A 24,275-nucleotide genomic window follows, 5' to 3' on the forward strand; every position below is an offset into this window, starting at 1 on the left:
TAGGATGTTCGCTGGAGGGAATAATAGGATAGGTTTTAAAGTTCATATTCGAGACCGTGACGGTTCACAGAGCCGTCCTCGGCGATAGGAGGAATACGATGTGGCTTTTGCAAAGCATGAAATATTAGAGCTGTTAGAAATCACTACCTTTCGAACGACTGCCCTCACCAAGACCAAAACGATGCATGCCCTTGCCTCTGACAGTGAGTTGAAACAACTGATGGTGGCGGATGCTGAGATGAGCAGCAAACATTTGGAGGAACTATGCGGTTTGCTAGAGCAGGACGCACATGAGGAGCTGACAACATGAATCAGTGGTTGGAACGGATCACCGGAATGTACAGTCTATCAGATCAAGTGCTGGCGTCGGATTTGCTCATTGCAGCCAAAAACGGCGTGCGCAATTACGCGATTGCGATGACTGAAACGATCTCGCCAGAGATTCGCGAAGCCTTGACACGACAATTGGAAGAAGCCATTGATCATTATGAGAACGTAGCCGACTATATGATGCGAGCAGGCCTGTATCATCCTTGGCATGTGAATGAACAGATTCAGTTGGACATGAGACAAGCCAGAGCCGCGCTGGAGCTTCCCCAATCGCACTAAGGAAGATTTTTCAACGTGATGGATAAACCACTGGAGCTTTGCCGATGCTAGGGCTATGAAACCGATTATACCCTTTGAACCTGTTCGTTACGATGAGATTCCCACAGGGAGCGAATGGACCTATCAATTGAAGTGGGATGGCGTCCGAATTCTGGCTTACCATCAGCCAGGTGACTCTAGACTTTTCAACCGGCATCTGCGCGAACGAACCGACCAGTTTCCCGAGCTGCTCCCTTCCTTTCTCCACGCTCAGGATTACATTGTGGATGGCGAAGTCATCGCACTGGCGGCAGATGGCAAACCCTCGTTTCACGAGGTCATGCGCCGGGATGGCATTCGACGTTTGGCGCGAGTTCCGTCGCTTATCTACGAAGTTCCCGTTACCTATATGATTTTTGATTTGCTCTGGCTAAATGGTCAATCGCTCATGGACCGGCCGTTGTCCGAACGACAGGCATTGCTAGCTGAACATCTCATCCCTACTTCCACAATTCAGCCTGTTCAATCCCATCCGAATGGCGAAGCTCTGTTCCAAGTGGTGCGCCAGCACAACCTGGAGGGAATTGTATGCAAACGCCTCGACAGTCTGTATCGGCCGGATGGCAAGGATGACCGCTGGGTAAAAGTGAAAAATTATGGTGACATCATTGCCGTCATCGGAGGCTATACGACGCGGGATGGTGTAGTCAATTCCCTGCTAAGCGGGATTTACCAGGATGGAAAGCTTTATTTTATTGGCAAAGTCGGAACTGGCAAGCTGACCGCAGAGGACTGGCGACACTTGACCAAGATTGTATCGAGCATTGCAACAGAGACTAGCCCATTCGCCAATCAACACCCCGATATGCGAGGAGCGAATTGGATTATCCCCAAGCTGACGGCCAAAATCCAATTCACGGAGTGGCGCTGGCACGAAGGCCGAACGCTAAGACATCCCAGTCTGCAAGCCTTTGTAGAAGTCCCACCCGAGAGCTGTACGTTCAAGCCCTGACGTTGACAGCTCTTTTTTTACGCCATATAATTGTCAAGACAACTATTTTATCTGATATGTGCAGGTGAATATCTATTGAATGAACAAGATAACTTAAAAGATTCCCTGGGCTTTCATCTCGGAATCACATACCGCAAGCTGGTGAACCTGTTCCAGCAGCGGATCAAAGCGTATGACATTACAACAGAGCAGTGGTCCGTCTTATACCAGGTCTACCAAGAAGATGGCGTCATTCAGAAGACGATTGCCGAACGGTTGTACAAGGACAAACCGACGATTACAAGATTACTGGCTCAACTCGAGAGCAAGCAACTGATCCACAGAACTGCCGGCATCCGGGACAAGCGTTCCGTCACAGTCCGCGTTACGCCCGCAGGGGCCGAGATTATCCATCAGACCTATCCGCTTGAGCGGCAGCTGATGAGCGATGTAAAAACTGAAATTGGCGAATCATCGTACGAGGAGCTGCTGATGCTGCTGCGGAGGGTTCATCAGCTGGTACAAGATCAATCTGACAGAGAGTAGGCGAACAGCAGTGAACAGACATCAGGAGACGCCTGATCGATTGTGGACCGCACCCTTCATCGGATTGACGGTCGGCTTTTTTTTGCTTTTTTTGAATTTGCAGATGCTTTTGGCTGCCTTCCCGGCCTATGTGAAAAACAATTTTCAAGCAAATGATGTCACCGTTAGTCTCATGACAAGTACATTTGCAGCTGCTGCCATTCTGGCGCGCATTGCTACGGCATGGCTGTTGAGACGATTTGACCGTCGTATGCTTCTTTATATCTCCATAGCAATAGCTGTACTTATGACGGTACTGTATATGTACGCATGGTCGGTTAACTCGCTCCTATTGCTTCGGGTAGGGTATGGTATCGGCTTTGGGATGGCCAGCACCATTATTCCCACCCTCGTATCCCGCGTCATTCCGGGCAATCGAATCGGTGAGGGCATTGCTTATTTTGGCCTGTCGACTAGTCTGGCCATGTCGATGGGGCCGCTGATCGGACTCAATGTTCTTGACGGCCTGGGTTTCCCGCCGCTTGTGTGGCTCGGCACGGCAGTTGGACTGCTGATTGTGCCGGTCTTGTTGATTACACGTGCCGTACCGCCGCAGGAGCCGCAAGTTCTCACCTCCTCAGCCAACCACAAAGAGCCCTTCCCGCTTGGCATCTGGACGCCGGCCCTCATGAACCTCATGCTGGGCGTTACCTACAGTGGCCTGCTCAGCTTCATCGCTTTGTTCGGCGAGGCTGCAGGGCTTGAACAGGCGGGGCTATTCTTTCTTTTTAACGTCATGGCGATACTCGTCGTGCGGCCCATTGCCGGCAAATTATTTGATGCGCATGGTCCGGTCATTGTGCTCGTGCCCGCAGGTATCTCCCTCGGAATTGGCTTGATCTTGCTATCTTACACCGGCTCGCTTCCAATGCTGATCCTATCTGCCATTTGTTACGGCATTGGATTTGGATCCATACAGCCTACTCTTCAAGCCTGGATGTTACGGGTATCCAAGCCACAGCAGCAAGGCTTAGCTAACAGTATGTTTTACAGCTCAGCCGATTTTGGCATTGCTTTAGGAGCATTTGTATTGGGTGCGGTCGCATCCGCCACGGATTATGCCATCATGTATCGGTACTCGGCAAGCTTGATGATTGTTTTTTTGCTGTTGTCCCTGTGGGCTGGCCGTCGGCAGCGCTCTTCCGTTTGAACCACCCGATCATCCAGACCAGGAGAGGAATAAACAGCAAGTGAACCATGGAATATCCGGCCCAGATTTCACTGATGACTTCGGCAATATAGGCACTGTTAATATAGGTATTCCAGGAGACAACAAGGACCAGCACCGAGATAGGATAGATCAGCGGTCGATAGCTTTTCAGACCGAAGATGCTCTGCATGCCGGTTAAAATACCAAAGAACATTAGAGAGGTTTTAATAAAAAAAGTGAGTATCCATAAGGTGATGAGCATCACCTCTACACGCTGCAAGAATCCGCCAATATTAATTGTTTTCGCCAGCATAAAGGCCGGAAACGTACTGTTGGCGGATTGTTCTATCCCAAGAATAAGGACGCTTAACAAGACAACCGTGACAAGTAAAGCACCACCGGCAACCGTTCCGATTAAAAACCCTTTTTCAGCGTGCTTCACATCCTTGACCATCGGAAGAAACACGAGCATTACCACCAGCTCTTGAAACATGGAAGACCTCCAGCCCGACTTCAGAATCGGGGCTACCCCATCTTCCCACATGGGAAAAATATATTGCCACTCCACCTGCGGCAGCAGCGTAAGGATAAGCACCAGCGCAAAAAACAAAATCCAGGGCAGCATCAGTTCAACGACCCTTGCCAGAATAACTATCCCTAATCTCGCACACATGACGGACGCCATCAGAAGCAGCAGTTCAACAGCTTGAAAGGGCGTTTCCGGCATTAACTCGCTGGTGAAGAAAAACCCCAGATTTCCGAGCAAGGTCCCGCACAGCATGAGAAAATAAAACAGGTACAGAAACGATATCGTATTGCCGACCCATTTCCCAAAGGCGCTCCGATGGATTTCAAACAACGATTGTCCAGGAAACAGCCGGGCAATGCGGATATATAACAACACCATGGCCACGTTAGCAATCAAGGTAATAACCGCAGCCATCCAGGCATCTTCACGGGCGGCCTGAACTAGTCCGGACGGGATCACCAGAATCGATGTCCCTACGGTGAGTCCCATGCTTAAAATCGAAAACTGAAAGCCGCTAATTTTATTGGTATCCATTGTATGCACCCTTTCCTGGCTAGGGGATTAGGCGGGCAATCGGACTGATCACCGCCCGAATCCAGTCCAGCGGCCGTGGCATCGGCCAGCCCATCCATTCCCCAACCATCGACAAGACGGCAAGTCCCCACAACGTTCCGAATACGGCCCATTCTTTAAACGAGCGAAGATGCTTGAGTGTAGGCCATTCTGCCAGAGGAATTAGCAACACAAGGAACGTAATAAACATGCTCCAGTTCATGGGTCCTTCATCTCCCTTCGAAGTGGCTGAATGATAGAGCCCACCCGCCGCAGCGATACTTTGGCATCTATGGTAACCTTGACATGCGGGAAGACGTCTCCCCACTGGTGACGATATTTCCGCCACACCTTGGGATGCTGCCTATGAAGCGCTTCGCCAAATCCAAAAACATCCGATCCGAATTTTTGTTGAATCTGTTGAACGCTGGTTTCGGTAGTCGATTGCATGGTTTTGCGAATAACCTGTTCAATCTTGCGAAACGACTCCTCTTTGCTCAAGTCGATCGTGCACTGAACAGCCTCCAGGTCGGCATCAATAAAATAGACGACATCGAACTCCGGCTTGCCATTCTTATCAAGTCGAGCCTTGATATCGGAAGAGGCCCGGACAATCCGGATACCGATAATCCCATCATCCGGGTCCGGACAACGGACGTGCCCGACTGTTGTATTGACTTCGTTGAGAATATAATTGACCGACTTGCTCATGAGCTCGTCGACCCACCCCACTAGCTTATCTTTTTTGAAGACAGCCATGCCCGCGTGCCTTAGCAGTGCATCAGGCTCCGTCTTATGCAAGTTTTCAATCGACCTGCCTACCTTTTTGTCACCAATGATTTTAACGCCAGACAGTACGGGATTCGCCCCCTCTCGTCCAAGCTCGGTAACAAATTGCTGCAGAGTAATTCTGCCTGTGGCCGCCCATTGCTTGTTGGAGACCAGAATCGAAGAGTATAGAGAGTTGGCCGGGATGTGCTCAAAGGGGGTCAATACCTTCAGGACGTCTGAGGCTTGGCTACCGTTGGCAACCAGTAAGTAAAAGTCGGTGCGAAGCTCCTGATTCCGCGAGATATAATCCAACACATCGCTCAGCCCTTCCCGTGCCAGCTCTTCTCCGAATACGAGGACCCGCAGATGAGACAAATACAACTGGCGGGGTGCCTGGCTCAAAATCCGCTGCAAAGCGTCGGGAATGGTCTCGCCAGGCGCGCTGTACACAATGACTGGCGTTGCGCCGATGGATCCCCGCTGCAGCCCGATTTCTGTTGGATTAATGACCTGTGCCGTAACCATATAGCCGTCATCATACTTGTCAACTCCCAGCGCAACGATGACAGCCAGTTCATTGAGCTCCTTGCGGCTCCAGCAGCCCGGCAGGATCAGCAGACTTAAGATCAGCAGGATAGAGGTAATCTTCTGAATCATGCGCCATCACGCTTCTTTTTCAATCGCTGCACCATGGGCTGGGTGAGACGAACCAGTGTGTCTTTTTGATACCAGCCGTTGAACGGGGCAAATGAAGTCATATACGGCACACCCAGAGACTGAAGCTGACACAGATGCAGCGCCAGCATGATCATGGCAATAATCATCCCATACAAGCCAAATGAAGCAGCAAGCGCCATGATGACAAAACGCAGCATCCGAATCGAGATGGCCATATTAAATGCCGGCAAAGCAAAATTGGAGATCGCAGTTAATGATACGACGATAACCATCGCTGCTGACACAAAACCCGCCTCGACAGCTGCCTGGCCGATGACAATGGTGCCGACAATCGAGACGGACTGTCCGATAGATTTTGGCAAACGGATTCCGGCTTCCCTCAGAATCTCGAACGTCACCTCCATAATGAGCGCCTCGATAAAAGCAGGAAACGGAATGCCTTCGCGTTGTCCAATCAGCGACAATAATAGATTGGTCGGTATCATTTCTTGATGAAACGTAGTCACGGCTATATAGAAGGACGGTGTAAGGAGGGAGATCGCAAAACAAAAATAACGGAGCAGACGAACAAGACTGCCAAAGTCACCTCGCTGGTTGTAGTCTTCACTAGATTGGAAAAACTGCATGAACAGAGCAGGAACGAGTAAAACAAACGGCGTCCCGTCAACGAAAATCGCAATTCTCCCCTCCAGTACGCCTGCCGCAATGACGTCAGGACGTTCAGAGTTGTAGACGGTTGGGAAAGGACTGTACTGTTGATCCTGAATCATTTCCTCGATGGAGTTGCTCTCCAATACACTCTCAAGATTCATCTTTTTTATCCGACGCTGTAATTCGGCAACGACCTCGGGATCAGCTTTATTCTCCAGATACATGACCGCGGTCTCTGTTCGTGTTTCTTGTCCCAATTTGTAGCTGGTAATGCGCAGAGCAGCATTTTTGACTCTTCTTCGGACCAGGGCGATATTGTCACGCAGCGACTCGGTGAAGCCTTCGCGAGGTCCACGAACGACGGATTGCGAAGCCGGCTCCTGCACTTGACGCTGCTTGAGACTCCCCGTATCAATACATAACGCACGCTCCATTCCATCCAGGAAGATAACCGTGTAGCCGGACAGCAGCAATTCTGCAATAGCAGATAAAGTCTCTTCCTCTTGGAGCTTGCCCTCGGTTATCGTTCGATGCTTCAGATGATCATATAGACTCGATGCATCCGACTTAAGACCGTCGCGCAGCCCCGGCTCCTCATGAATAGCAGTTAGAACTTGACGAGGATCGGCCAAACCCTCGACATAGATCAGCCAGCCGCTTACGTCATTCAGCTCAATATACCGGTAAATAATATCTGTGCTGTCTCCCGTTAGTTGTCTCATATCAGATATAAAAGTCAGCGGCTTCACCGCATCAGATTTGACCTCCGTCTGTGCCATCCCAATCACCCCGTTTCAGATAGACCTATCCATTCTTATTTGATAGCTATAGCATGCCCCGGTGGAAAGGGAAAGAATGCAAAAAAATGTCGCGTATACAACTAAAACACCGTGAGGCACCAGCCCCACGGTGTTTGTTATGGACATTGTCTATTACTTAATTGCTCCAGCAACAATGCCTTCATTGATCCTTCTTTGAAAAATAATATAAATCAATAGAATCGGAATCGTCGAAATCATTAAACCTGCAAACAGGGGGCCAAACTCAATGCGGTACTGCATCTCACCTTGCATGAAGGCCAGACCAATAGGAAGCGTATATTTATAGGCATCGCTTAGTAGTACCAAGGCGTATTGATACTCATTCCAGAAACTTAATACGTTGATGATGCTTATCGTAATCAAGCCTGGCATGGCTAGTGGAAGCATGATTTTGAAGAAAACACCATACAACGAAGCACCGTCCATAATCGCAGCCTCCTCCAGCTCACGTGGCAACGACTTGAAGAAGCCCAGGAGGATGAACATGCCGATTGGCATCGTCGTAATCGAGTAGAGCAGAATAATCCCGCCATAACTATTATTTACTCGCAGATCGCTAAACAGAAAAAACATCGGCACAATGAGCATTAGCGTGGGAATGGTTAAGGAGGCCAGATATAGATAATACAGCAACCCGCTCCCTCTGAAGGTGAACCTGGCCAGAACATAAGCTGTTGTAGCGGTCAGTAGCAGGGCCAGCAGCATGCTGCCGACTGTGACAATGATTGTATTCAAAAAATAATAACCAAAGTTGTAGTTCGTCCATGTATAAGAGAAGTTGGACCATAGCAATGGTAGCTTGGGCAGATCCCAAGCATTCCCGCTATAAAATTGCTGGTTATCCTTCAACGAATCGAATAAGGAGAAGATTAGCGGATACACACAGCATACGGTCCAGATGAATAGAAGCAAGGTGGAGAACAAGCGGGCGGGCAAGTTGATCCTGTTTACCTTCAAGCCAATTCTCCTTTCTCATAAAATAACGTTAACTAGGATATTTCAATGACTTCTTTTTTCATCAAACGCTGCAACACAAAGGTTGTTACTAATGACAGCACGAGAATCAACACGCCAATGGCCGATGCATAACCCATATGGTACTGCTTGAAGCCCATCTGATACAGATAATAACCCAACACCTGTGTAGCATTATCCGGGCCGCCCTCGGTCATTACACTGACAATCGCAAACGAGCCATTCAACGAGGTGATGACGATCAGGACAACCGATACTTTTACCTGCTCCCAGATCAGCGGCAGCGTAATATGCGTGAACTGTTTCCATTGGCGGGCTCCGTCAATCTCTGCAGATTCGTAGAGCGATGCTGGAATACTCTTAATCGCTGCGATGAGCAAAAGCATATAGAAGCCAATACCAGCCCATATCGCAGGTGGCAGCAGTGCCCAGATTGAATAAGTAGAGTCCCCGAGCCAAGGAATGTCCACCGGCCGGCCCAAAATAAAGGACAAAATCCCGTTCAAAAATCCATAGGATGGATTATAAATAAACCGCCATAAAACCGCGATCACAACGATCGAAAGAACATTGGGAAAAAAGAAAACAGCTCTGTAAAAGCCTGTCCCTCTCATCCCGAACCGTGTCAGTGCAACCGCAAAAAAGAGAGCAGCAATAAGGATACCAAATACCTTCCAGAAGATAAGAAAATAATCATTCACCATGGCCTTGTATATAATCGGATCCGCGAACATATCCCTGAAATTGTTGAACCCGATATAGTTCATATTGTCGGAAGCGCCTGACCACTCAAATAAGCTAATATACAATGCTCTAATGATTGGATATAACGTGAAAATACAATAAATAACGAAAGTAGGTAAAATAAATGAAGCAATAAATAATCCGCGTTTCCGTTGAGAAGTCACATTTTACCCCTTCTTTGCGATAGCGTTGGTGAGCAGAGCGGAGAGAATAAGAGTGCTATCTTGCTCTCTTACTCTCCCCCTGTCAGCTTAGAATTTAATTTTTGGCTCGTAATTTTTCGGCTGCTGCCTCTACACGTTCGACCCATTTCTCTGGCGTGATTTTGTTGTCCGTCAGAGCCAGTGTCGCATTCAGCATTTCTTTCTCCAGGTCTGCATTAAAGGCAATCGCAGGCAGAACAACCAGATCAGGGCTGCTGTAATACTTGCTCGCGCTGATGGAAAGCCCACTAGCGTTGGTGCCATTCAGATCCACCTTGACGTTCATCAGTGCTCCTGTCAGCTCTGCCCACTCAACAGCAGCTTGCTTGGTGAACATAAACTGGATGAATGCTTTAGCCGCTTCCGGGTTTTTCGCTTTTTGTGCGACAGCGACTGGGCTGGAATACGGATTGGCAATATACTTGCCCCCTGGCGCTTGCGTAATCGATGGAATCATGCCAAATTCGAAGCCATCTGGCGTATCATTCTTCATCTCGTTTTCAACCCATAGACCATTAGGGATGAAGGCTGCTTTTTGCTGCACGAACTGAATCTGCGAATCGGTGTGATTCAGTGCTACAGATGCTTTGTCGATAAAACCGCGGTCACGCATCGTCACGACCTGCTGCAATGCTTTCATAACCGGCTCGCTTTCGTACACGCCAGGCTTCATAGCAGCCATGTCTTCTAGAATCGTTGGATCATCACCGTTATTGGACACGATAGCTGGGAAGAGGAATCCACCTTGGAAATAGCCAATATGGACACCGGTGTGGACATACGGGGAAATGCCCGATGCTTGAATCTTCTCACTTACAGCCAGGAAGCTGTCAAAGTCGGTGGGCACTTCCCAGTTGTTCTCTTTGAACAGTGCTTGGTTGTAGAATGTGCCCCAGGAACCAAAAACGAAAGGTATAGCATACGTTTTCTCATCAATTGATTGCGGCTGAGCGATCAGAATATCGGAGATCAGTTCGCCATCGGTGTTCTCCGCCGTCTTGAACCACTCCGTCAAATCCATCAGCTGATTGTCTTTCACGGCTTGCAGCACGTCAATGCCTCCTGCACAGTCAATGAATACAAGGTCCGGCGGATCGCCTTGGATCCAGCGCGGCTTCATTTGATCATTAATTTTGGGGCCAGCCGACTCTTTAATATTGACATCCGGATATTTGGCTTTGAACTGCTCCAGCAGTGATTTCTGCCAAGCATCGCCATAACCACCTACACAATACTGGACTTCAAAATCACCAGCAACGACAGGCTCCGTATCGGCTCCTGTAGTGGAGCTGTTATCTGGCGTGCCGGTTGTCGGTGCAGTGTCAGATTCCGTTGGCGGCGTCTCCACATTATTCACATTGTTGCCCCCGCAACCAGCCAATCCGACCATTAGTACAAGAAGTATGGCCATCCCTAACCATGTTATTCTCTTTGCCTTCATTTACGCTGATCCCTCCTGTTTTTGTATACACCCTAAATATAGAGGATCTGCAAATGCTTTCATATGACCCAAATCCCATTTTTGTCCTACATTCTCCAGACGATTATTCCTCTTGAATGAACAAAAAAAGACGCCTGATGGCGTCTCGCAGTTCGTTCTTAATGCTCCGCGCGGTTACGATATTCGGAAGGTGTCATATCGAATAGCTGACGAAACAACTTACTGAAGTATTTTGCAGAAGAATAGCCCGTTCGATCTCCTATCTCATACGTTTTCAGATGGGTTTCTCGAAGCAGCTTCTTGGCATGATTCATTCGCACGGAAGTCAAATAGGCCAAGTAATTTTCCCCCGTCACTTCCTTGAACAGATCACTCAAGTAATTCGAGTTCATATGCACCACCTTGGACAGGGTTGTTAGATTGAGCGATTTATCGCCATGGTTTTTGTGGATGTAATCCTTGACGCTATCGATGACCTTGTTCTTCTCCAGACCGTGTGCTGGTTGGGAAGATTGCACTCGGATGCAGCTTTCCAACTCGGCCACAAGAGTCGGGAGGTGCATCGTCGATCCTGGCAGTGATAGCCTGGATAGCACCTCCGCCACGGACTCTCTTAAGTGTATACTTAGCTTGGATTCAGTCTGGTTCAACATAGGCAACAGCATGAGCAGTAAGAAATGGATCAGCCTTAATCGAGTGACGGGGTGATGCTCTCTACTCTGGAGCTTCAGCTCCCCGAGCAACCCTTCAAGATAGTGCCAAAAGGATGTTGAATCATTGGTCTCCAAGGCGATTCGAATCCTGTTCCGTTGTTCCTGCCAATCCTTATCCCGGTTCAAGGTTGCCTGCTTCAGCCAGCCATTCTCCGAACGATAAATGTCATGCATGGCCTTCCCGTAAACCTCCGGCAGATGTGACAATGCTGTAAAGGAGTCTCCGCCTCCCACGGAGAGGGGATAATCATGACCGTCGTTTGTCCACGTCTCCAGCCACCACTGCCTTATCTGTTCTTCTGGAAGGTGGCTGCCTGCGCTGAGAATAAAACAATGCCTGGCATCCGGAGTTATCGTAAAGCTAGATTCAATTTCCTGAAAGTGAGACAGAAAGGCCCCCATATATGAAGCTAGCTGGTCTTCATGCAGGGCAAGGCCACCTTCTGCTTGAATGAGCAACAGCAAGGAGTATGACTCAACATCCGGCCGCCAGCCTGTCTCCTGCAACAGCTGTGTCAGTTGCCCCTGTGCATTCGGGTCACCGTATAGCGCATCTAGCAAACATTGCTTAAGCTTGCCTGCTTTGTTCAGCTCCGCCAGCTGCCGTGCCTGTGCCCTCTCCTCAATCAGGCGTTCTGCCTTCGCGAGGGCCTCCATCATTTCCTCACGGATGATGGGCTTGAGCAGATAATCCACTACCTCGGCCCGCATTGCATTTTGAATATAGGAGAATTTGTCATGTCCGGTCAGTACGATCTTCAGAATGTCAGGGTGCTCCTCCTTTAGATAGTGGGCCAGGTCCAGCCCATTCATCCCAGGCATGGAGATATCTATCATCATCAGATCCGGTTGCAGCGCAGCGATGTCGGCTATTGCACTATGCGCATCTTTACATTCGCTGACCTGCCAATGGGGAGCAAGGCGATTCATAATGGACACGATGCCGGCACGAATCATCTTCTCGTCGTCAACGACTATCATATTCGGCACGAGGCTCGCCTTCTTCCTTCAGATATTTCATTCTGATCTCTACCGTGGTCCCCTTGCCTGGCTCTCCAGTCAAGGTCAACCCGTATCCCTCACCGAAATAGTAGCGAATCCGGTCGAAGATATTTTTTAGTCCAATGTGAATCTCGTCCTCGGCCTTGTCGGTATCCGTCAGCAATTGTGCTTGGATATCGCGTCGTTGCTCTTCATGCAAGCCAATGCCGTTATCCGTTATCCGAATGATGATATCGCCATTCAAGACGACAGTCCCAATGTGTATGCAGCCTTCATGATTCAGTGGTGCCAGGCCATGAATGATCGCGTTCTCCACCAGAGGCTGTATCGTCCAAGGCAGGATATACGCGGTCATCGCCTCTGGCGCAGGTTCGACAATGAAGCTTAGATCAGGAAACCTTATTTTTTGAAGCTTGACGTAGTGCTCCACATACTCCATTTCCTTGGCAAGGATAATCAGTTCCCTGTCATGATTAATGGTCATGCGGAATAAACGGCCTAATCTCGCGATCATATCTGCGACCTCATAGTTGTTATCTACCTCTGCCTTCATACTGATAGATTCCAGTGTATTATAGAGGAAGTGAGGGTTGATCTTGCTCTGCAACAGCTTGAAATCCGCCTCTCGCTTCAAGATCCGAATGACGAAGATGTGGTGAACGAGCTCGTTAATTTGCTTGACCATGTGGTTGAAGCTGCCTGCCAGCTTGCCAATTTCGTCATTGGAATGAGCTTTGAATTGCACTGTATAATCCCCGCTCTCCACCTTGTGCATGAGCGTCTTCATCTTCTTGAGCGGCAGCAGCAGCCTGCGCGTCAGGAAGACGGAGAGGCCGATTGAGAGCAGCAGGGCAACACCCGTCAGTGTCCACAGCAAATTACGAATGATGTCTACATTCCGGGTTAACTCACTAACCGCAATAACATTGGCAATCTTCCAGTTGGATTGTGCAGCCGTTACATAACTGACCAAGACTTCTTCGCCGTCAATATGCTTAATCATGCTGCCTGAGTCCTCATGCATGGCAATGGGGAATTTCTCTGTAATCTTGCTGCGATCACGGTCATAGATGATATAGCCTTGGGCATCGACAATCAGCAACTCCTGGTCCGTGCTCCCGCTCACGCTAGCGAAGATATCGCTTAATCCATTCAAGTTCATATCCATACGAAAGATGCCCGCAGACTGGTTTTTATTCAAATCGATTAAACTGCGCAGATACGAGAAGCTGAGCTCCTCTCTCCCTTCAATACTCCTGACGCGATGGGTAGGCAGCAGAATGCCTCTTCCCTCCGCTTGCAATGTCTCATCATACCAGGATTCATTACGAAAATAGCTGTAATCTACCTGCTGGCCAGATCCATAACGGGAAAAAATGCTGCCATCGGGCTTGATTAAATAACTCCCCTGCACATCTCGGAAGGGAATGAGTACGATGTCCATCAATGCTTTGTCGATCATCATTTTATCCTTGTATTGCTCGGAGGGCGATTTGGTATCCGTATGCAAGGCTTCCTCGACGCCTGAATCCATAGAAAACATTAATGAAATCCGGTCCAGTTCATGTAGGTAATGATCCACATTTTTTCCCAGCTGATTCAAGAGCTCCAGGCTGAAATCGCTCGCTTTTTCCTTCATATTCGTACTATAAGTCTGAAAACCGAAAAAGGTCACCACGATCATCGGCAATAGAATCATTAACGTATACATAAGGATAAGCTTCTTGTCCAAGCTCCACCCGCTGATAGGGGTACGTTCTATGGCGATCCTCCTCCCCGGCTGACCGACCTGTCCCAGGCCCGATCCATGTTCGTCAGCATGTCATCAATCGTTAAGGCTTGCAGATACACGCCCTGAGCGGAATCCATGATTTCAATAACGATATCTCCGCTCTGCTCCCACCAGTTGGAGAGAAATTCATGCGTTTGGCCATTCGCTACCGCTCTAGCAATATCACTGAGTTCTTCCGGCGTATGGCTCCCCACTCCCTGTAGGGTCAGAAAAGAGGCCTGGCTCTCGGCCCATTGCCTCAGTGTTTCTTCCTTGGACCAGAATGCCAAATATTTGCGTGCTGCATCCAACTGCTTGGTTTTATTATTAATTGTCCAGGTTGTCCCCACATTAATGGATACGACGGTTTCCTCACCTGGCGGATTGGCTGGCATCGGGAACATGCCAAGCTCAAAATCCGGCTCTCCCTGAAGGATACCGGCCAATGCCCAGCTACCGTTAATGTACATCGCCGCGTTGCCCTCGACAAAATCCCGCTGCGCCTGATCCATACTCACGTTTGTGCTGCCGGGAGTCAAATATCCTTTCTCTTCCAGGCTGAACCATTGCTCCAGCATAGCATTCCAGGTTCCATTAAACCTGATCTCGCGCGCATTCAATTTACGATCAAAATCCGGGTCTTTGATGAGCGAAGGACCCAACGTATAAATAGCGGCCAATGTCATCCAGCCATCGTTATTGCCTATAGATATTGGAGTGATACCTTTAGATTTTATTAATGCGCTTACATGTAGAAATTCTTCCCAATTGGAAGGCGGCCGTAAGGAGAGTCGTTCAAACAGATTTTTATTATAATAGACACCGAGTACGACCATTTCATTCGGTGTGCCATAGACTTTACCCTGAAAGGAGACGGATTCAATTGCGGATGGCGTGAAGGCGGTGGTCCAAGGCTCATCGCTGAGATCGCGGATGAAGCCTACTTTGGCATAGCTGCCCACTTCTTCCCCTCCGGGATGGAGCATAATGACATCGGGTGCGTCATTAATGGCGAACTTCCCCTTGATATACTTGGTGTATTGCGCACCTGGCATGCCTTCGTAAATCACCTTAATAGATGGGTTTTCCAGCATAAATTGTTCATTCAGCTCTGGAATCGCACCGATTTCGGATCCCGCCTTGAATCCCCCCACTCTTAATTTGATAATCTCCTGTGTCTCTGAATCTGCGGGTGGATGCAAGGAACTGCTGCATCCGGTGATCAATAGCATGAATCCCCCAATACTTGCCAATAAGACTATGAATGGTTTGATCATCTCTCTCAACTCTCCTATTCCATTCAATCCCTATAGCAAGTTTACATCATATCCCATCAACCGTATATGTTCATTGTGTCTAAATGATAGGCAAAAGAGAAGCTGGAATCCCCCGGTCTGCAAGGGATTCCTTCTCCTCTGTGGGCAAAACTGTTAACGCTCGGCCATATAATCCAGCAAGGCTATAATCAGGGTCACGGCTTCAGCTCTTGTAGTGACGGCATGTGGAGCAAACTGATTGTCGCCCCTGCCTCTCATCAGGCCTGCCTCCACACCAGCAGCCACATAGGGCCTTGCCCAGCCTGGCACGTCTGCAGCGTCCGTGAACGTCAGCTGTGCCATGGGATCGGTTGGAAGCCCCAGCGCCCGTACGATGACTGCAGCGATCTGGGCCCGTGGCATTTGCTCCCTTACCCGGAATGTGTGATCTTCATAGCCATTGAATAGTCCAGCTTGGACGGCCGCCATCACATGATTGCTCGCCCATGCCGGGATTGCATCATTGAAAACAGATACAGAGGATTCCGCCGCAGGCAATTGAAGCGCCCGGCTCAGAATCGTTGCCAACTCTCCGCGCGTCACTCCTGCGTTCGGTCGGAAGGTGCCATCCTCATAGCCATTTACGAAGCCCAGCTCTACTGCGCGTTCAATGGCATTCGCTGCCCAATGTCCCGCCACATCACTGAACTGGAGATTCGAATTCCCTTGCCCCGGCGGATTTTCTTCGGTTTCCCCGCCAGGCTCCTCACCTGTTGGTTCCTCCGTCTCCCCGTTGGTGTCTTCACCCTCATCATCATTCCCATCGGGATTGCCAGTGCCGCCTCCTGGAATGCCTGGATTCCCACCTGGAATGCCAGGATCGCCTCCTGGATTCCCGTTATTGCCGTCATTCGATGATTCCCACTGCGGCAGGCTGGTTGTAACCAGGGAATGCGCCGCGGTTCCCGAGAACTGAGTCACGCCGCCTGTTAACCCAGTGGCAAAAGTCACCTGCACACTGGATGCTGCTTCCGTACCATTGATAGGCGTCCACCCGCTATCTTTCTTATAATATCCGGTGAAGCCGTGATTTGTTTTGACGAGCTTGATCTCTGCAGGAAATGGAATGTAAGGACCTGTCGCAGCAACGGTCGATGTCCCATTGCCCGGACTGCTCTCGAGCTTCACCCTCCCCTGTGGAGAGATGGACAGATACACCCAAGCCGCATTCTCATCGAGAGAGTCGCGCATCATTAGACCCGTGGTGCCTTTCAAGCCTGCCGCTCCTCCTGGAATCTGATATCGGTTCAACGACATGGTCATAGTATTGGTCTTGTTACCATTCAATTCCCGATGCAGATATACATAGTCTTTGTCGGCTAATCCTCTGCCGGTAGCCTTAATCTGCAGGGCTCCATCCTCTTCATGGACGCTGCCCCACGCATCTCCATATGGCATCAGCTTCCATGGCGACGGTAACGCATAAACCTCCAAGTCAAGTGTGATGGTCTCCGTATCGTCAGCTGTGGCAATCTGTAGGGTAGCCACTCCTGGCGCTAAGCCTGTAACTACGCCGGATTCGCTGACAGATGCAATTTCTTCATTGAGGCTGGTGAACACGGCATCCGTGACAGGCATGCTGCCGCTTAGTTGCCACATACCAGCCTTGAGTTGCGCCGTGCCTCCAACTGCAATTCGATCTGGTACAGACTGAACATGCAAGTAGGAGTCTGGCTGTTCGATGTAGATTTCCAACTCGGCCAACTGGAACGCATATTCCCTTAACTCATCAATCCTTAGCTTACTCGCTTCCACCTTTACATACCGCGCCTGCACACTCTCGAAGCTATAGTCATGAACGGCATTGGTGCTCGGCTTAGGTGCATCGACCACTTTGGCTACTTCAGTCCAATTCTGATTGTCCGGGGATACGAGAATGCGGTAATCTACCGGGAACCCTCCGCCTCCGCTCCGCGGCCAGAGACTGACCTTGTTGACAGGAGCACTCTGACCCAGGTCCACCATGATCCACTCTGGCTTAGTAGGCTGACTGCTCAGGGTCATACTGGACCACCCGGGAGAATTAGCCGTGCTGGTGCGCACGCCGTCCACTGCATTTTTCTTGTTCCATCCCCATGCATTTACATCGGAAGATACCTCAACGTTTCTTCCTTTGGCTGCATTCAGGTGCGGATTAATTGGTGGTGCTTCTGCCGGAAGAAGCTCCGGGTCTTGTGGGGCATGATACCCGCCATCGATGCCCTGCAGCGCATACAGTCTGCCCTCGCCAGGACCGAATTCTGCTTGAAGCTTGCCTGTCGCCGGGTCAAAATTAACATTCGTCTCCAGACCAGTAACATGCGATACTTCTTTCACGCCGCGCACAGAAGAATCCAGAGTGAAACTTAACTGTTTACCATCTGTAAATGATTTATTGACGATCATCACGTAGGATTCGCCCGTTGTCTTATGCTTCATATGCGAGATAACCAAGCTATTAACATTACTATCCGGCTGGATAAAGAAAGATGATGGCAAAGCCGGAACGCCAGCCGGGATGGTAGGACCGGCGTGATAAGCCTGGATCGCATCCAGATTGACCAGTGTTGGACCAAGCTTAGCTACCTTGGCATTTATTTCTTGAACAGGAGCATAGAGATCGGTCTTCTCTCCTGCGGCGGTCATAATAGCATCCGTGAACGGCTCCCCACGTTCTGTAGGTGTCCAGTACGTGAACCAGACGAGGCTTTTCATGCCATAGGCAAGATTGACATAGGCGGAATATTCCATCTCCGCAGCCACAGGCCTTCTGTACATGCCTGGAATGCCAACGGATTGGAGATAAGATGAGGTCTTGATGTCGTATTCCAGTCCTACCTTACGGATGATTTCCAGATTGTCAAAGTAGTTGGTGCTGAAGGAACCGTCCCATTTGAAGGGATAGTTATCGAACGATAAATACTTCATATTCTCCGCTCCAACCGCTTCTACCCATGCGCGAACGTAAATATGCTCGTAATTCCCCATGCTCCAGTTCGGATTCAGGTTCACATAAGGAACGCGGTCCGGGTCGGTTGCCAGGATCTTCTTATATTGCTGTGCCGTTGCAGTTAGTGCATCATGCCATGGCTCATCCTTAATGTAATAGCCGCTGGTAGCAGGATGGTCCATATACGTCTGCACCATTTCCTGAATCTCCCGGTCAGTACCATCGACCCGCGGATCTGCTACTGACACCTTCATTCCGTTTGCGTGCGCCAGATCCAGCATTTCGAAATTGCGCTCCTCGGTATTCAGTCCATTCGACAGCACGTTCTCGATCGTATTAATACCTGCTTCTTTCATGTACTTGTATTGCTCGGCATTCGTATACTCCCATAACGGTGGCCAGTAAATTCCAATTCGGAGCTGCTCCGGCTCCGCTTCACGCACCACATTCGGTTTTATCGTAACCTCAAATACCCGCTTTTCAGTTACATCTCCTTTGGTGATTGTTGCCGTGAGTGTGACCGCTGCTTGGGGTTGTCCCGGCGCCGGCCGCTGCACAAGAATTCCGTCAGCACGCAGATAGTCAGGATTGGAACTTTCCCACACAATCGTTGACCCTTCTTTGCCAGCCGTAAACAGATATAAATTCTTGTAGATATCTGTTACATTCGGAAGATCAATAGCCGCCGCATCTGCTGCTACAGCCTCCTCATCGCTAAGCTCACTTACATAAGGAATATAGTTGTATACTTCGAATTCATAGAAGGAGTAACCCCACTGTGTAGAACGTTCGATGCCTTGGAATTTCACAAAGCGGGCATTTATTTTGTCAAAATCGATGACTTCTATTCCCCTGTTGCCCGCCAGGGCTTCATCTTGGCCAGTCACATCGATCCAATCGGTATTATTGGTGGATGCAAGCAGCTTGTATTTCTTAGCATGGGTATGCCAGTTCAATACAATACGGTTGATCTCCATAACCTCACCCAAATCGACAGAAAACCATTGCTCATTGTTAAGTGCCGATGACCATCTTGTATCTCCTTGCCCGTCTACTGCGTTTCCAGGCCCGAGAGACGGCACTTCATTCCCGGAAGACAAGGCCTGTTTGCCTAAGGCGTGATTCACTCCATAATTAGGAATGTCTGCTTCATACACTTTAAATTCATAGAAGGAATAGCCCCACTGTGTCGCTCGTTGAATGCCTTGGAATTTAACATATCTTGCAGCGGTTTTGCCAAAATCAATCACTTGTTCACCGCCACTGCCCGCCAGAATTTTGTCATTGGCGTACACATTGACCCAGTTCTCATTATCATTGGAAACCAGCAATTTGTACTGCAAAGCGAATGAATCTTGCCAGTGTATGATAATCCGGTTGATATTCCGCTCTTCACCGAGATCGACAGAGAACCATTGATCATCCTGCGTAGCCGATGACCACCTGGTATTATCCATCCCATCCACAGCCTTCTCGGGTCCAAGAACAGGATCCTCGTTTCCGGAGGAAGTAGCCGTTTTACCTAATGCCAGATTCGCGCCGTTCCCGTCTTCAGCAGCATAGATGGCTGCCGGGGTAATGGATGAGAATAGTGTGGTGAATAGCAGCGCCAGCGACAGCAAAATCGATACATGTTTAACTTTCATATGTCCCTCCCGAAATCTTTCTTTTTGAAAACCAGACAACATATTGGAGCATCTTTCTGTAAGCGATTACACCTCGAATATATCAACCCCCAATTCGGATTGTTGTTCCTACCTTTTATGCTAAGAAAAAAGAGAGGACATCACAACCATTCAAAATCCATATTTCTACTCTTATTTACGGAAACATTAAAAAAACCGCGCGGCATCAGCCGCACGGTAAAATCTCTTGCATTTAGTTTTCGTTCTCGGATTCTTCGTCCGCGTCCTTCTGGACATTAACGTTTAACTTGAGGGTAACGCTCAAGATTTGATGATTGTCAGACTCATTTATGTACCAACGATGATCGCCATGATCAACGGGCTCCGACATGCCATCAATTAGATTGGCGCGTATTTGCAGCCATCCTCCAATAGTATCTACATTCTCACTGTTCTCAAAAGAGATGCCAAAGCGCTCTTCGAGCAAGCTGAGCAAGACACGGCCATTGATAAGGTATTCATCCGACGCTTGCTCGGAGATGTCCTCTACTTCGTCCTCGTCAAACTCATCGCGAATCTCCCCGACAATCTCCTCCAGAATGTCCTCCATCGTAATAATGCCTGCCGTTCCGCCATACTCATCGATAACTAATGCCATATGGACCCCGTTCTTCTGCATTTTTACCAGTGCATCATGCAGAGGAGTGGTCTCATGGATCACGTAAATGTCATGAATATGTTCTTTCAAGGTATTCAAACGATTCAAGGCAATATGCGTGACCAGCTCCTTGGCATTCAGGAAGCCGATAATATTGTCTTTGTTTGAATCTTCGGTAACGGGATAACGCGTATAACGGTGTTCATCGGTCAATTGCAAAAACTCTTCCGGCGACATCTCGGAATCTACGACAATAATTTGCGTTCGCGGTACCATAACGTCTTTAGCTACCCGTTCGTCGAATGCAAAAATGTTTTGCATATAAGCAAGCTCGGTTTGGTTGATCTCTCCGCTCTGGAAGCTCTGTGTCATAATGATCTTTAGCTCTTCTTCTGAGTGGGCCTGTTCATGTCCGGCTGGCTTGACTCCGAACATACGGAGCAATACTTGTGCCGAGCCATTGAGTAACCAGATCAGCGGAAACAGTACGGTGCCGAACGCGACAAGCGGCCGCGAGAGCATCAGCGTCATCCGTTCTGCAAACTGAATAGCCAGTGTCTTGGGAGCAAGCTCACCAATGACCACATGAAGGAAGGTCATGATGGAGAGTGCCAGCGCAAAAGAAATAAATGTGCTGACGGCAGCGGATAAGCCCCATTCATCAAAAATGGGATGCAGGATCTTCTCGATCGTCGGCTCACCCAGCGCACCCAGTCCCAGTGCAGTAACCGTAATACCAAGCTGACAGGCAGATAAATAATAGTCCAGGTTAGTAACAATCCGTTTGGCAGCGATTGCCTTCTTGTTCCCTTCAGTAACAAGTTGCTCAATGCGGCTCATTCTTACTTTAACTACAGCAAATTCGGAGCCGACAAAAAACGCAGTCAGGCCTATTAAGATTGCGACCAAGCCCAGATTAATTATTATGGATATGTCCAATTAGTTCCCTCAATATAGAGGGTTTCACCTCCGCAAATGTATAATGTCAAGCTTAAGTTGGATTCCATCTCATCCGATACGACGTAGCAGCAATTAGTCCTACCTTGCCATGCAACTTCCCAATGGTGTCACCTCCGCTTCTACATAAATCTGATTCTAATTATATATGCTTTTGACCTATAGTGACAACTTTTCGCAATTACGGTCCAAATTATACGTGTCAAATGTATGTAAGAGCTTGAATCCAAAGAAAATCACCCCAAGGGGAACCGTTAGATTCCTTGCTTGAGATGATTGTCGTTTAATGTGGCTGGAAGCTTCGGGTTACAGGCAGTGTGCCATCGACCGGAATCTGACCAAATGCTGCACGCAAGCCTGCTGCGACATTTGGCGACTCTGCCCCATAGATGGCAAGTGCGGATCGGACATTCCTCAGGTGCTGCCATTCATAAGGATTTCCCATTGATAGCAGCACATAGGGCAGATCCTGGCGGTTCATCTCGTCGATCCAGCGTTGGTATCCGGGCCAGTTGTACTGCTGCGGAAGACTCCGGAACTGATAGGAAGCAGCGATAACCGCATCCGCTCCATCCAGGAGACGGCGGATTGTCTGGCTATCCTGCTGGCCGATCACCATCGTTTTCACCTCAACTCCTCGTAAATCCAGCCCTGCCACGGACTGTCTGATCTGCTCCGCCCGTGCTTCGTCAGGCGCAGCGACTGCAATCACAGTCCCGTCATTAGACGGCAGAGTCACTAGATCCGCCTGAGGTGTGATGGCCGTTACAGCTGCCTCCGCGATCCGTCGTTCAACCTGACGATGCTGGGGTGACCCAACGATTTGCCGGGCCTGGTCCAGTCGTTCAGCAAGCGATGCCGGCCGTTCAAATAACCCATAGCGGTGCTTGAGCTGCAAGATCCGGTTAACAGCAGCATCCAACTGACTCTCCTGGATGCGACCTGCCCGCACCGCTTCAATAATGGCTTCATACGCTCCAGTAAGGTCCTCAGGCATCAGAATGATGTCCACTCCGGCAGCTACGGCGCGAATAACCGCATCCCGTTCACCAAAGTGCTCGGCCAGCGCCTTCATCGTAAAGGCATCCGAAACTACGACGCCCTCATACCCCATCTCTTCGCGCAGCAGCCCCCCTACGATACGTGGCGACAGTGTGGCAGGCAAATAGATCAGACTGCCATCCTTCTGGGAGCGAACCTGGGTATTATCCAACGCAGGACACGCCACATGAGCCGTCAGAATCATCTCCGCACCGCCGCGTACTGCCGCCCGGAACGGTACCAGCTCCACTTGCTCCAGCCGCTCCTTGGCATGTGAAACCACGGGCAGACCCAGATGTGAATCTACCGCTGTAGCCCCATGACCTGGGAAATGCTTGACCGCTCCGATCACGCGCGCATCCTTCAAACCATCCATGAAAGCCAGGCCCATACGAGTCACGAGCTGCGGCTCAGAGCCGAAAGCGCGAATCCCGATAATCGGATTGGCCGGATTGCTGTTCACATCGAGCACCGGTGCAAAATTAAGCTGCACGCCTAAGGCTCTCAGTTCTTCCCCTGTCAGCTTGCCTGCTTCTCGGGACAGATGATCGTCTCCGGTTGCCCCAAGAGCCATTGCCCCGGGTAAGTTGGTGCCGCCAGGTATCCGTTTGATGACCCCGCCTTCCTGATCAATGCCGAGGAGCAGCGGAATGTCATCCGCCTGGCGCTGGAGACCATCATTCAGTTCTACCAGCTGTCGCAGGTTGGCAATGTTCTTATCAAATAAAATCATGCCTCCGAGACGATGATTGCGGATTGTAGCTGCCGTCCCTTCATGGGCGGTCCATGTCGGTTGTCCTCGGTGCATGCGGATATCCGGCATCAGCATCTGACCTGCCTTCTCCTGCAGTGTCATCAGCTTCAGCAGTTCATTCCAATTGGCCGCCTCAATCGCTTCCGCCCGCTGGTGCCGAATAACTCTGGAGAGAAACACGGCGTACTCCGCCCTGCTCACCTGTTGACCTGGTTTGTATGTCCCGTCGGGGTAACCGCCGGCAAGCCCGCTTGAAGCCAGGTGGCGGACGTTCCCTTCCGCCCAATGTCCCGTAATATCCGAAAGCCGGACAGTCGCGTTTCCTTCTGCAATGGTGTAGGCACGCGTCAGCAGAGCGGCCGTCTCGCCACGGGTAACGGGTGCATCCGGCCGAAATGTACCGTCCGGCAGCCCGCCCGCCAGGCCAACGCGGCTCGCGATGCTGATCTCGCGATAGAACGGGTGGCTCTCCGTCACATCGCTGAAGCCTTGTCCGGTTGCCTGCAGTTGTTCATCAGCATAGAGCTCACGAATTAGATAGGTAACCGCCTGTGCGCGTGTGATGGACTGCTGTGGCCGGAAGATACCGTTACCATAGCCTGCGACAGTCCCTCGTTCTGTGAGATAGTAGATGCCGTCCTCCGCCCAGCGTGCCGATTGCAGGTCACGGAATGCCTCTGCAGCTGCTGTGCCCTGGACTCCCGGAGCCAGTAACAATGCACCTGCCAATCCGATTGTGGCGAGGATGAGCCTCCCGCCGCGGCGGATTTTGCGAATGGAAATCAATTTTGAAGCTCCTCCTTGCTTATGTTAATGCGTGTTCAAAAAGG

At 49.8% G+C, this 24,275-nt stretch carries 18 protein-coding genes; 5 read left to right on the top strand and 13 right to left on the bottom strand.

The window, feature by feature from the left end; translation table 11 throughout:
- Nucleotides 1-100 precede the first annotated feature (100 nt).
- From F556_RS0100830 to F556_RS0100850, 5 genes are all read left to right on the top strand, one after another.
- Nucleotides 101-310, top strand: coding sequence for a hypothetical protein (locus tag F556_RS0100830; RefSeq protein WP_020614978.1), 210 nt, complete (start codon nucleotides 101-103; stop codon nucleotides 308-310).
- Nucleotides 307-609, top strand: a complete 303-nt coding sequence (locus F556_RS0100835; RefSeq protein ID WP_020614979.1) for a spore coat protein — start codon at nucleotides 307-309, stop codon at nucleotides 607-609. Before F556_RS0100830 ends, F556_RS0100835 begins: the two co-directional genes overlap by 4 nt.
- A 55-nt stretch (nucleotides 610-664) precedes the next feature.
- Complete coding sequence (locus F556_RS0100840) at nucleotides 665-1,600, top strand: ATP-dependent DNA ligase (RefSeq protein WP_020614980.1); 936 nt, start codon at nucleotides 665-667, stop codon at nucleotides 1,598-1,600.
- Nucleotides 1,601-1,675: 75 nt separating this feature from the next.
- Nucleotides 1,676-2,125 (top strand): MarR family winged helix-turn-helix transcriptional regulator, encoded by a 450-nt coding sequence (locus F556_RS0100845; protein ID WP_020614981.1) that lies wholly within the window; start codon nucleotides 1,676-1,678, stop codon nucleotides 2,123-2,125.
- Between the two features lie 10 nt (nucleotides 2,126-2,135).
- Nucleotides 2,136-3,314, top strand: a complete 1,179-nt coding sequence (locus tag F556_RS0100850; protein WP_026297024.1) for an MFS transporter — start codon at nucleotides 2,136-2,138, stop codon at nucleotides 3,312-3,314.
- On the opposite strand, the gene F556_RS0100855 is transcribed toward F556_RS0100850, so the two are convergent.
- From F556_RS0100855 to F556_RS32990, 13 genes are all read right to left on the bottom strand, one after another.
- Complete coding sequence (locus tag F556_RS0100855; RefSeq protein ID WP_020614983.1) at nucleotides 3,229-4,377, bottom strand: GerAB/ArcD/ProY family transporter; 1,149 nt, start codon at nucleotides 4,375-4,377, stop codon at nucleotides 3,229-3,231. The two genes, F556_RS0100850 and F556_RS0100855, sit on opposite strands and share 86 nt — an antisense overlap.
- A gap of 19 nt (nucleotides 4,378-4,396) precedes the next feature.
- Nucleotides 4,397-4,618, bottom strand: coding sequence for a hypothetical protein (locus F556_RS0100860; RefSeq protein WP_020614984.1), 222 nt, complete (start codon nucleotides 4,616-4,618; stop codon nucleotides 4,397-4,399).
- A complete protein-coding gene (locus F556_RS0100865) occupies nucleotides 4,615-5,823 on the bottom strand; it encodes a Ger(x)C family spore germination protein (RefSeq protein WP_020614985.1) in 1,209 nt (402 codons plus the stop codon). The genes F556_RS0100860 and F556_RS0100865 overlap by 4 nt, the downstream gene beginning before the upstream one ends.
- Entirely contained in the window at nucleotides 5,820-7,274 is a 1,455-nt protein-coding gene (locus tag F556_RS0100870; RefSeq protein WP_020614986.1) for a spore germination protein, read from the bottom strand. The genes F556_RS0100865 and F556_RS0100870 overlap by 4 nt, the downstream gene beginning before the upstream one ends.
- Nucleotides 7,275-7,427: 153 nt before the next feature.
- Nucleotides 7,428-8,273: a carbohydrate ABC transporter permease gene (locus F556_RS0100875; protein WP_020614987.1), complete on the bottom strand. Its 846-nt coding sequence runs from the start codon at nucleotides 8,271-8,273 to the stop codon at nucleotides 7,428-7,430.
- 32 nt (nucleotides 8,274-8,305) lie between these two features.
- Nucleotides 8,306-9,058, bottom strand: a complete 753-nt coding sequence (locus tag F556_RS0100880; protein ID WP_020614988.1) for a carbohydrate ABC transporter permease — start codon at nucleotides 9,056-9,058, stop codon at nucleotides 8,306-8,308.
- A gap of 235 nt (nucleotides 9,059-9,293) precedes the next feature.
- Nucleotides 9,294-10,649: an extracellular solute-binding protein gene (locus F556_RS0100885; RefSeq protein ID WP_245582998.1), complete on the bottom strand. Its 1,356-nt coding sequence runs from the start codon at nucleotides 10,647-10,649 to the stop codon at nucleotides 9,294-9,296.
- A gap of 188 nt (nucleotides 10,650-10,837) precedes the next feature.
- Entirely contained in the window at nucleotides 10,838-12,373 is a 1,536-nt protein-coding gene (locus F556_RS0100890; RefSeq protein ID WP_040715063.1) for a response regulator transcription factor, read from the bottom strand.
- Complete coding sequence (locus F556_RS0100895) at nucleotides 12,360-14,105, bottom strand: cache domain-containing sensor histidine kinase (protein WP_020614991.1); 1,746 nt, start codon at nucleotides 14,103-14,105, stop codon at nucleotides 12,360-12,362. Before F556_RS0100895 ends, F556_RS0100890 begins: the two co-directional genes overlap by 14 nt.
- Before the next feature lie 47 nt (nucleotides 14,106-14,152).
- Nucleotides 14,153-15,442 (bottom strand): ABC transporter substrate-binding protein, encoded by a 1,290-nt coding sequence (locus F556_RS0100900; RefSeq protein WP_020614992.1) that lies wholly within the window; start codon nucleotides 15,440-15,442, stop codon nucleotides 14,153-14,155.
- A gap of 153 nt (nucleotides 15,443-15,595) precedes the next feature.
- Nucleotides 15,596-20,056 (bottom strand): discoidin domain-containing protein, encoded by a 4,461-nt coding sequence (locus tag F556_RS35985; protein WP_020614993.1) that lies wholly within the window; start codon nucleotides 20,054-20,056, stop codon nucleotides 15,596-15,598.
- A gap of 232 nt (nucleotides 20,057-20,288) precedes the next feature.
- Nucleotides 20,289-21,632, bottom strand: coding sequence for a hemolysin family protein (locus F556_RS0100910; RefSeq protein WP_020614994.1), 1,344 nt, complete (start codon nucleotides 21,630-21,632; stop codon nucleotides 20,289-20,291).
- A 301-nt stretch (nucleotides 21,633-21,933) separates the two neighbouring features.
- Nucleotides 21,934-24,231 (bottom strand): glycoside hydrolase family 3 N-terminal domain-containing protein, encoded by a 2,298-nt coding sequence (locus tag F556_RS32990; protein WP_020614995.1) that lies wholly within the window; start codon nucleotides 24,229-24,231, stop codon nucleotides 21,934-21,936.
- Nucleotides 24,232-24,275: the final 44 nt, after the last annotated feature.

The organism is Paenibacillus daejeonensis DSM 15491 (assembly GCF_000378385.1).
GTDB lineage: Bacteria > Bacillota > Bacilli > Paenibacillales > Paenibacillaceae > Paenibacillus_D > Paenibacillus_D daejeonensis.

What these genes read in the sequence shown, in the direction of transcription:
- F556_RS0100835 (WP_020614979.1), top strand. Translation starts at nt 307, where the DNA reads ATGAATCAGTGGTTGGAACGGATCACCGGAATGTACAGTCTATCAGAT.
- F556_RS0100840 (WP_020614980.1), top strand. Translation starts at nt 665, where the DNA reads ATGAAACCGATTATACCCTTTGAACCTGTTCGTTACGATGAGATTCCC.
- F556_RS0100855 (WP_020614983.1), bottom strand. Translation starts at nt 4,377, where the DNA reads ATGGATACCAATAAAATTAGCGGCTTTCAGTTTTCGATTTTAAGCATG.
- F556_RS0100860 (WP_020614984.1), bottom strand. Translation starts at nt 4,618, where the DNA reads ATGAACTGGAGCATGTTTATTACGTTCCTTGTGTTGCTAATTCCTCTG.
- F556_RS0100865 (WP_020614985.1), bottom strand. Translation starts at nt 5,823, where the DNA reads ATGATTCAGAAGATTACCTCTATCCTGCTGATCTTAAGTCTGCTGATC.
- F556_RS0100870 (WP_020614986.1), bottom strand. Translation starts at nt 7,274, where the DNA reads ATGGCACAGACGGAGGTCAAATCTGATGCGGTGAAGCCGCTGACTTTT.
- F556_RS0100880 (WP_020614988.1), bottom strand. Translation starts at nt 9,058, where the DNA reads ATGAACTATATCGGGTTCAACAATTTCAGGGATATGTTCGCGGATCCG.
- F556_RS0100885 (WP_245582998.1), bottom strand. Translation starts at nt 10,649, where the DNA reads ATGGCCATACTTCTTGTACTAATGGTCGGATTGGCTGGTTGCGGGGGC.
- F556_RS0100890 (WP_040715063.1), bottom strand. Translation starts at nt 12,373, where the DNA reads ATGATAGTCGTTGACGACGAGAAGATGATTCGTGCCGGCATCGTGTCC.
- F556_RS0100895 (WP_020614991.1), bottom strand. Translation starts at nt 14,105, where the DNA reads ATGTATACGTTAATGATTCTATTGCCGATGATCGTGGTGACCTTTTTC.
- F556_RS0100900 (WP_020614992.1), bottom strand. Translation starts at nt 15,442, where the DNA reads ATGATCAAACCATTCATAGTCTTATTGGCAAGTATTGGGGGATTCATG.
- F556_RS35985 (WP_020614993.1), bottom strand. Translation starts at nt 20,056, where the DNA reads ATGAAAGTTAAACATGTATCGATTTTGCTGTCGCTGGCGCTGCTATTC.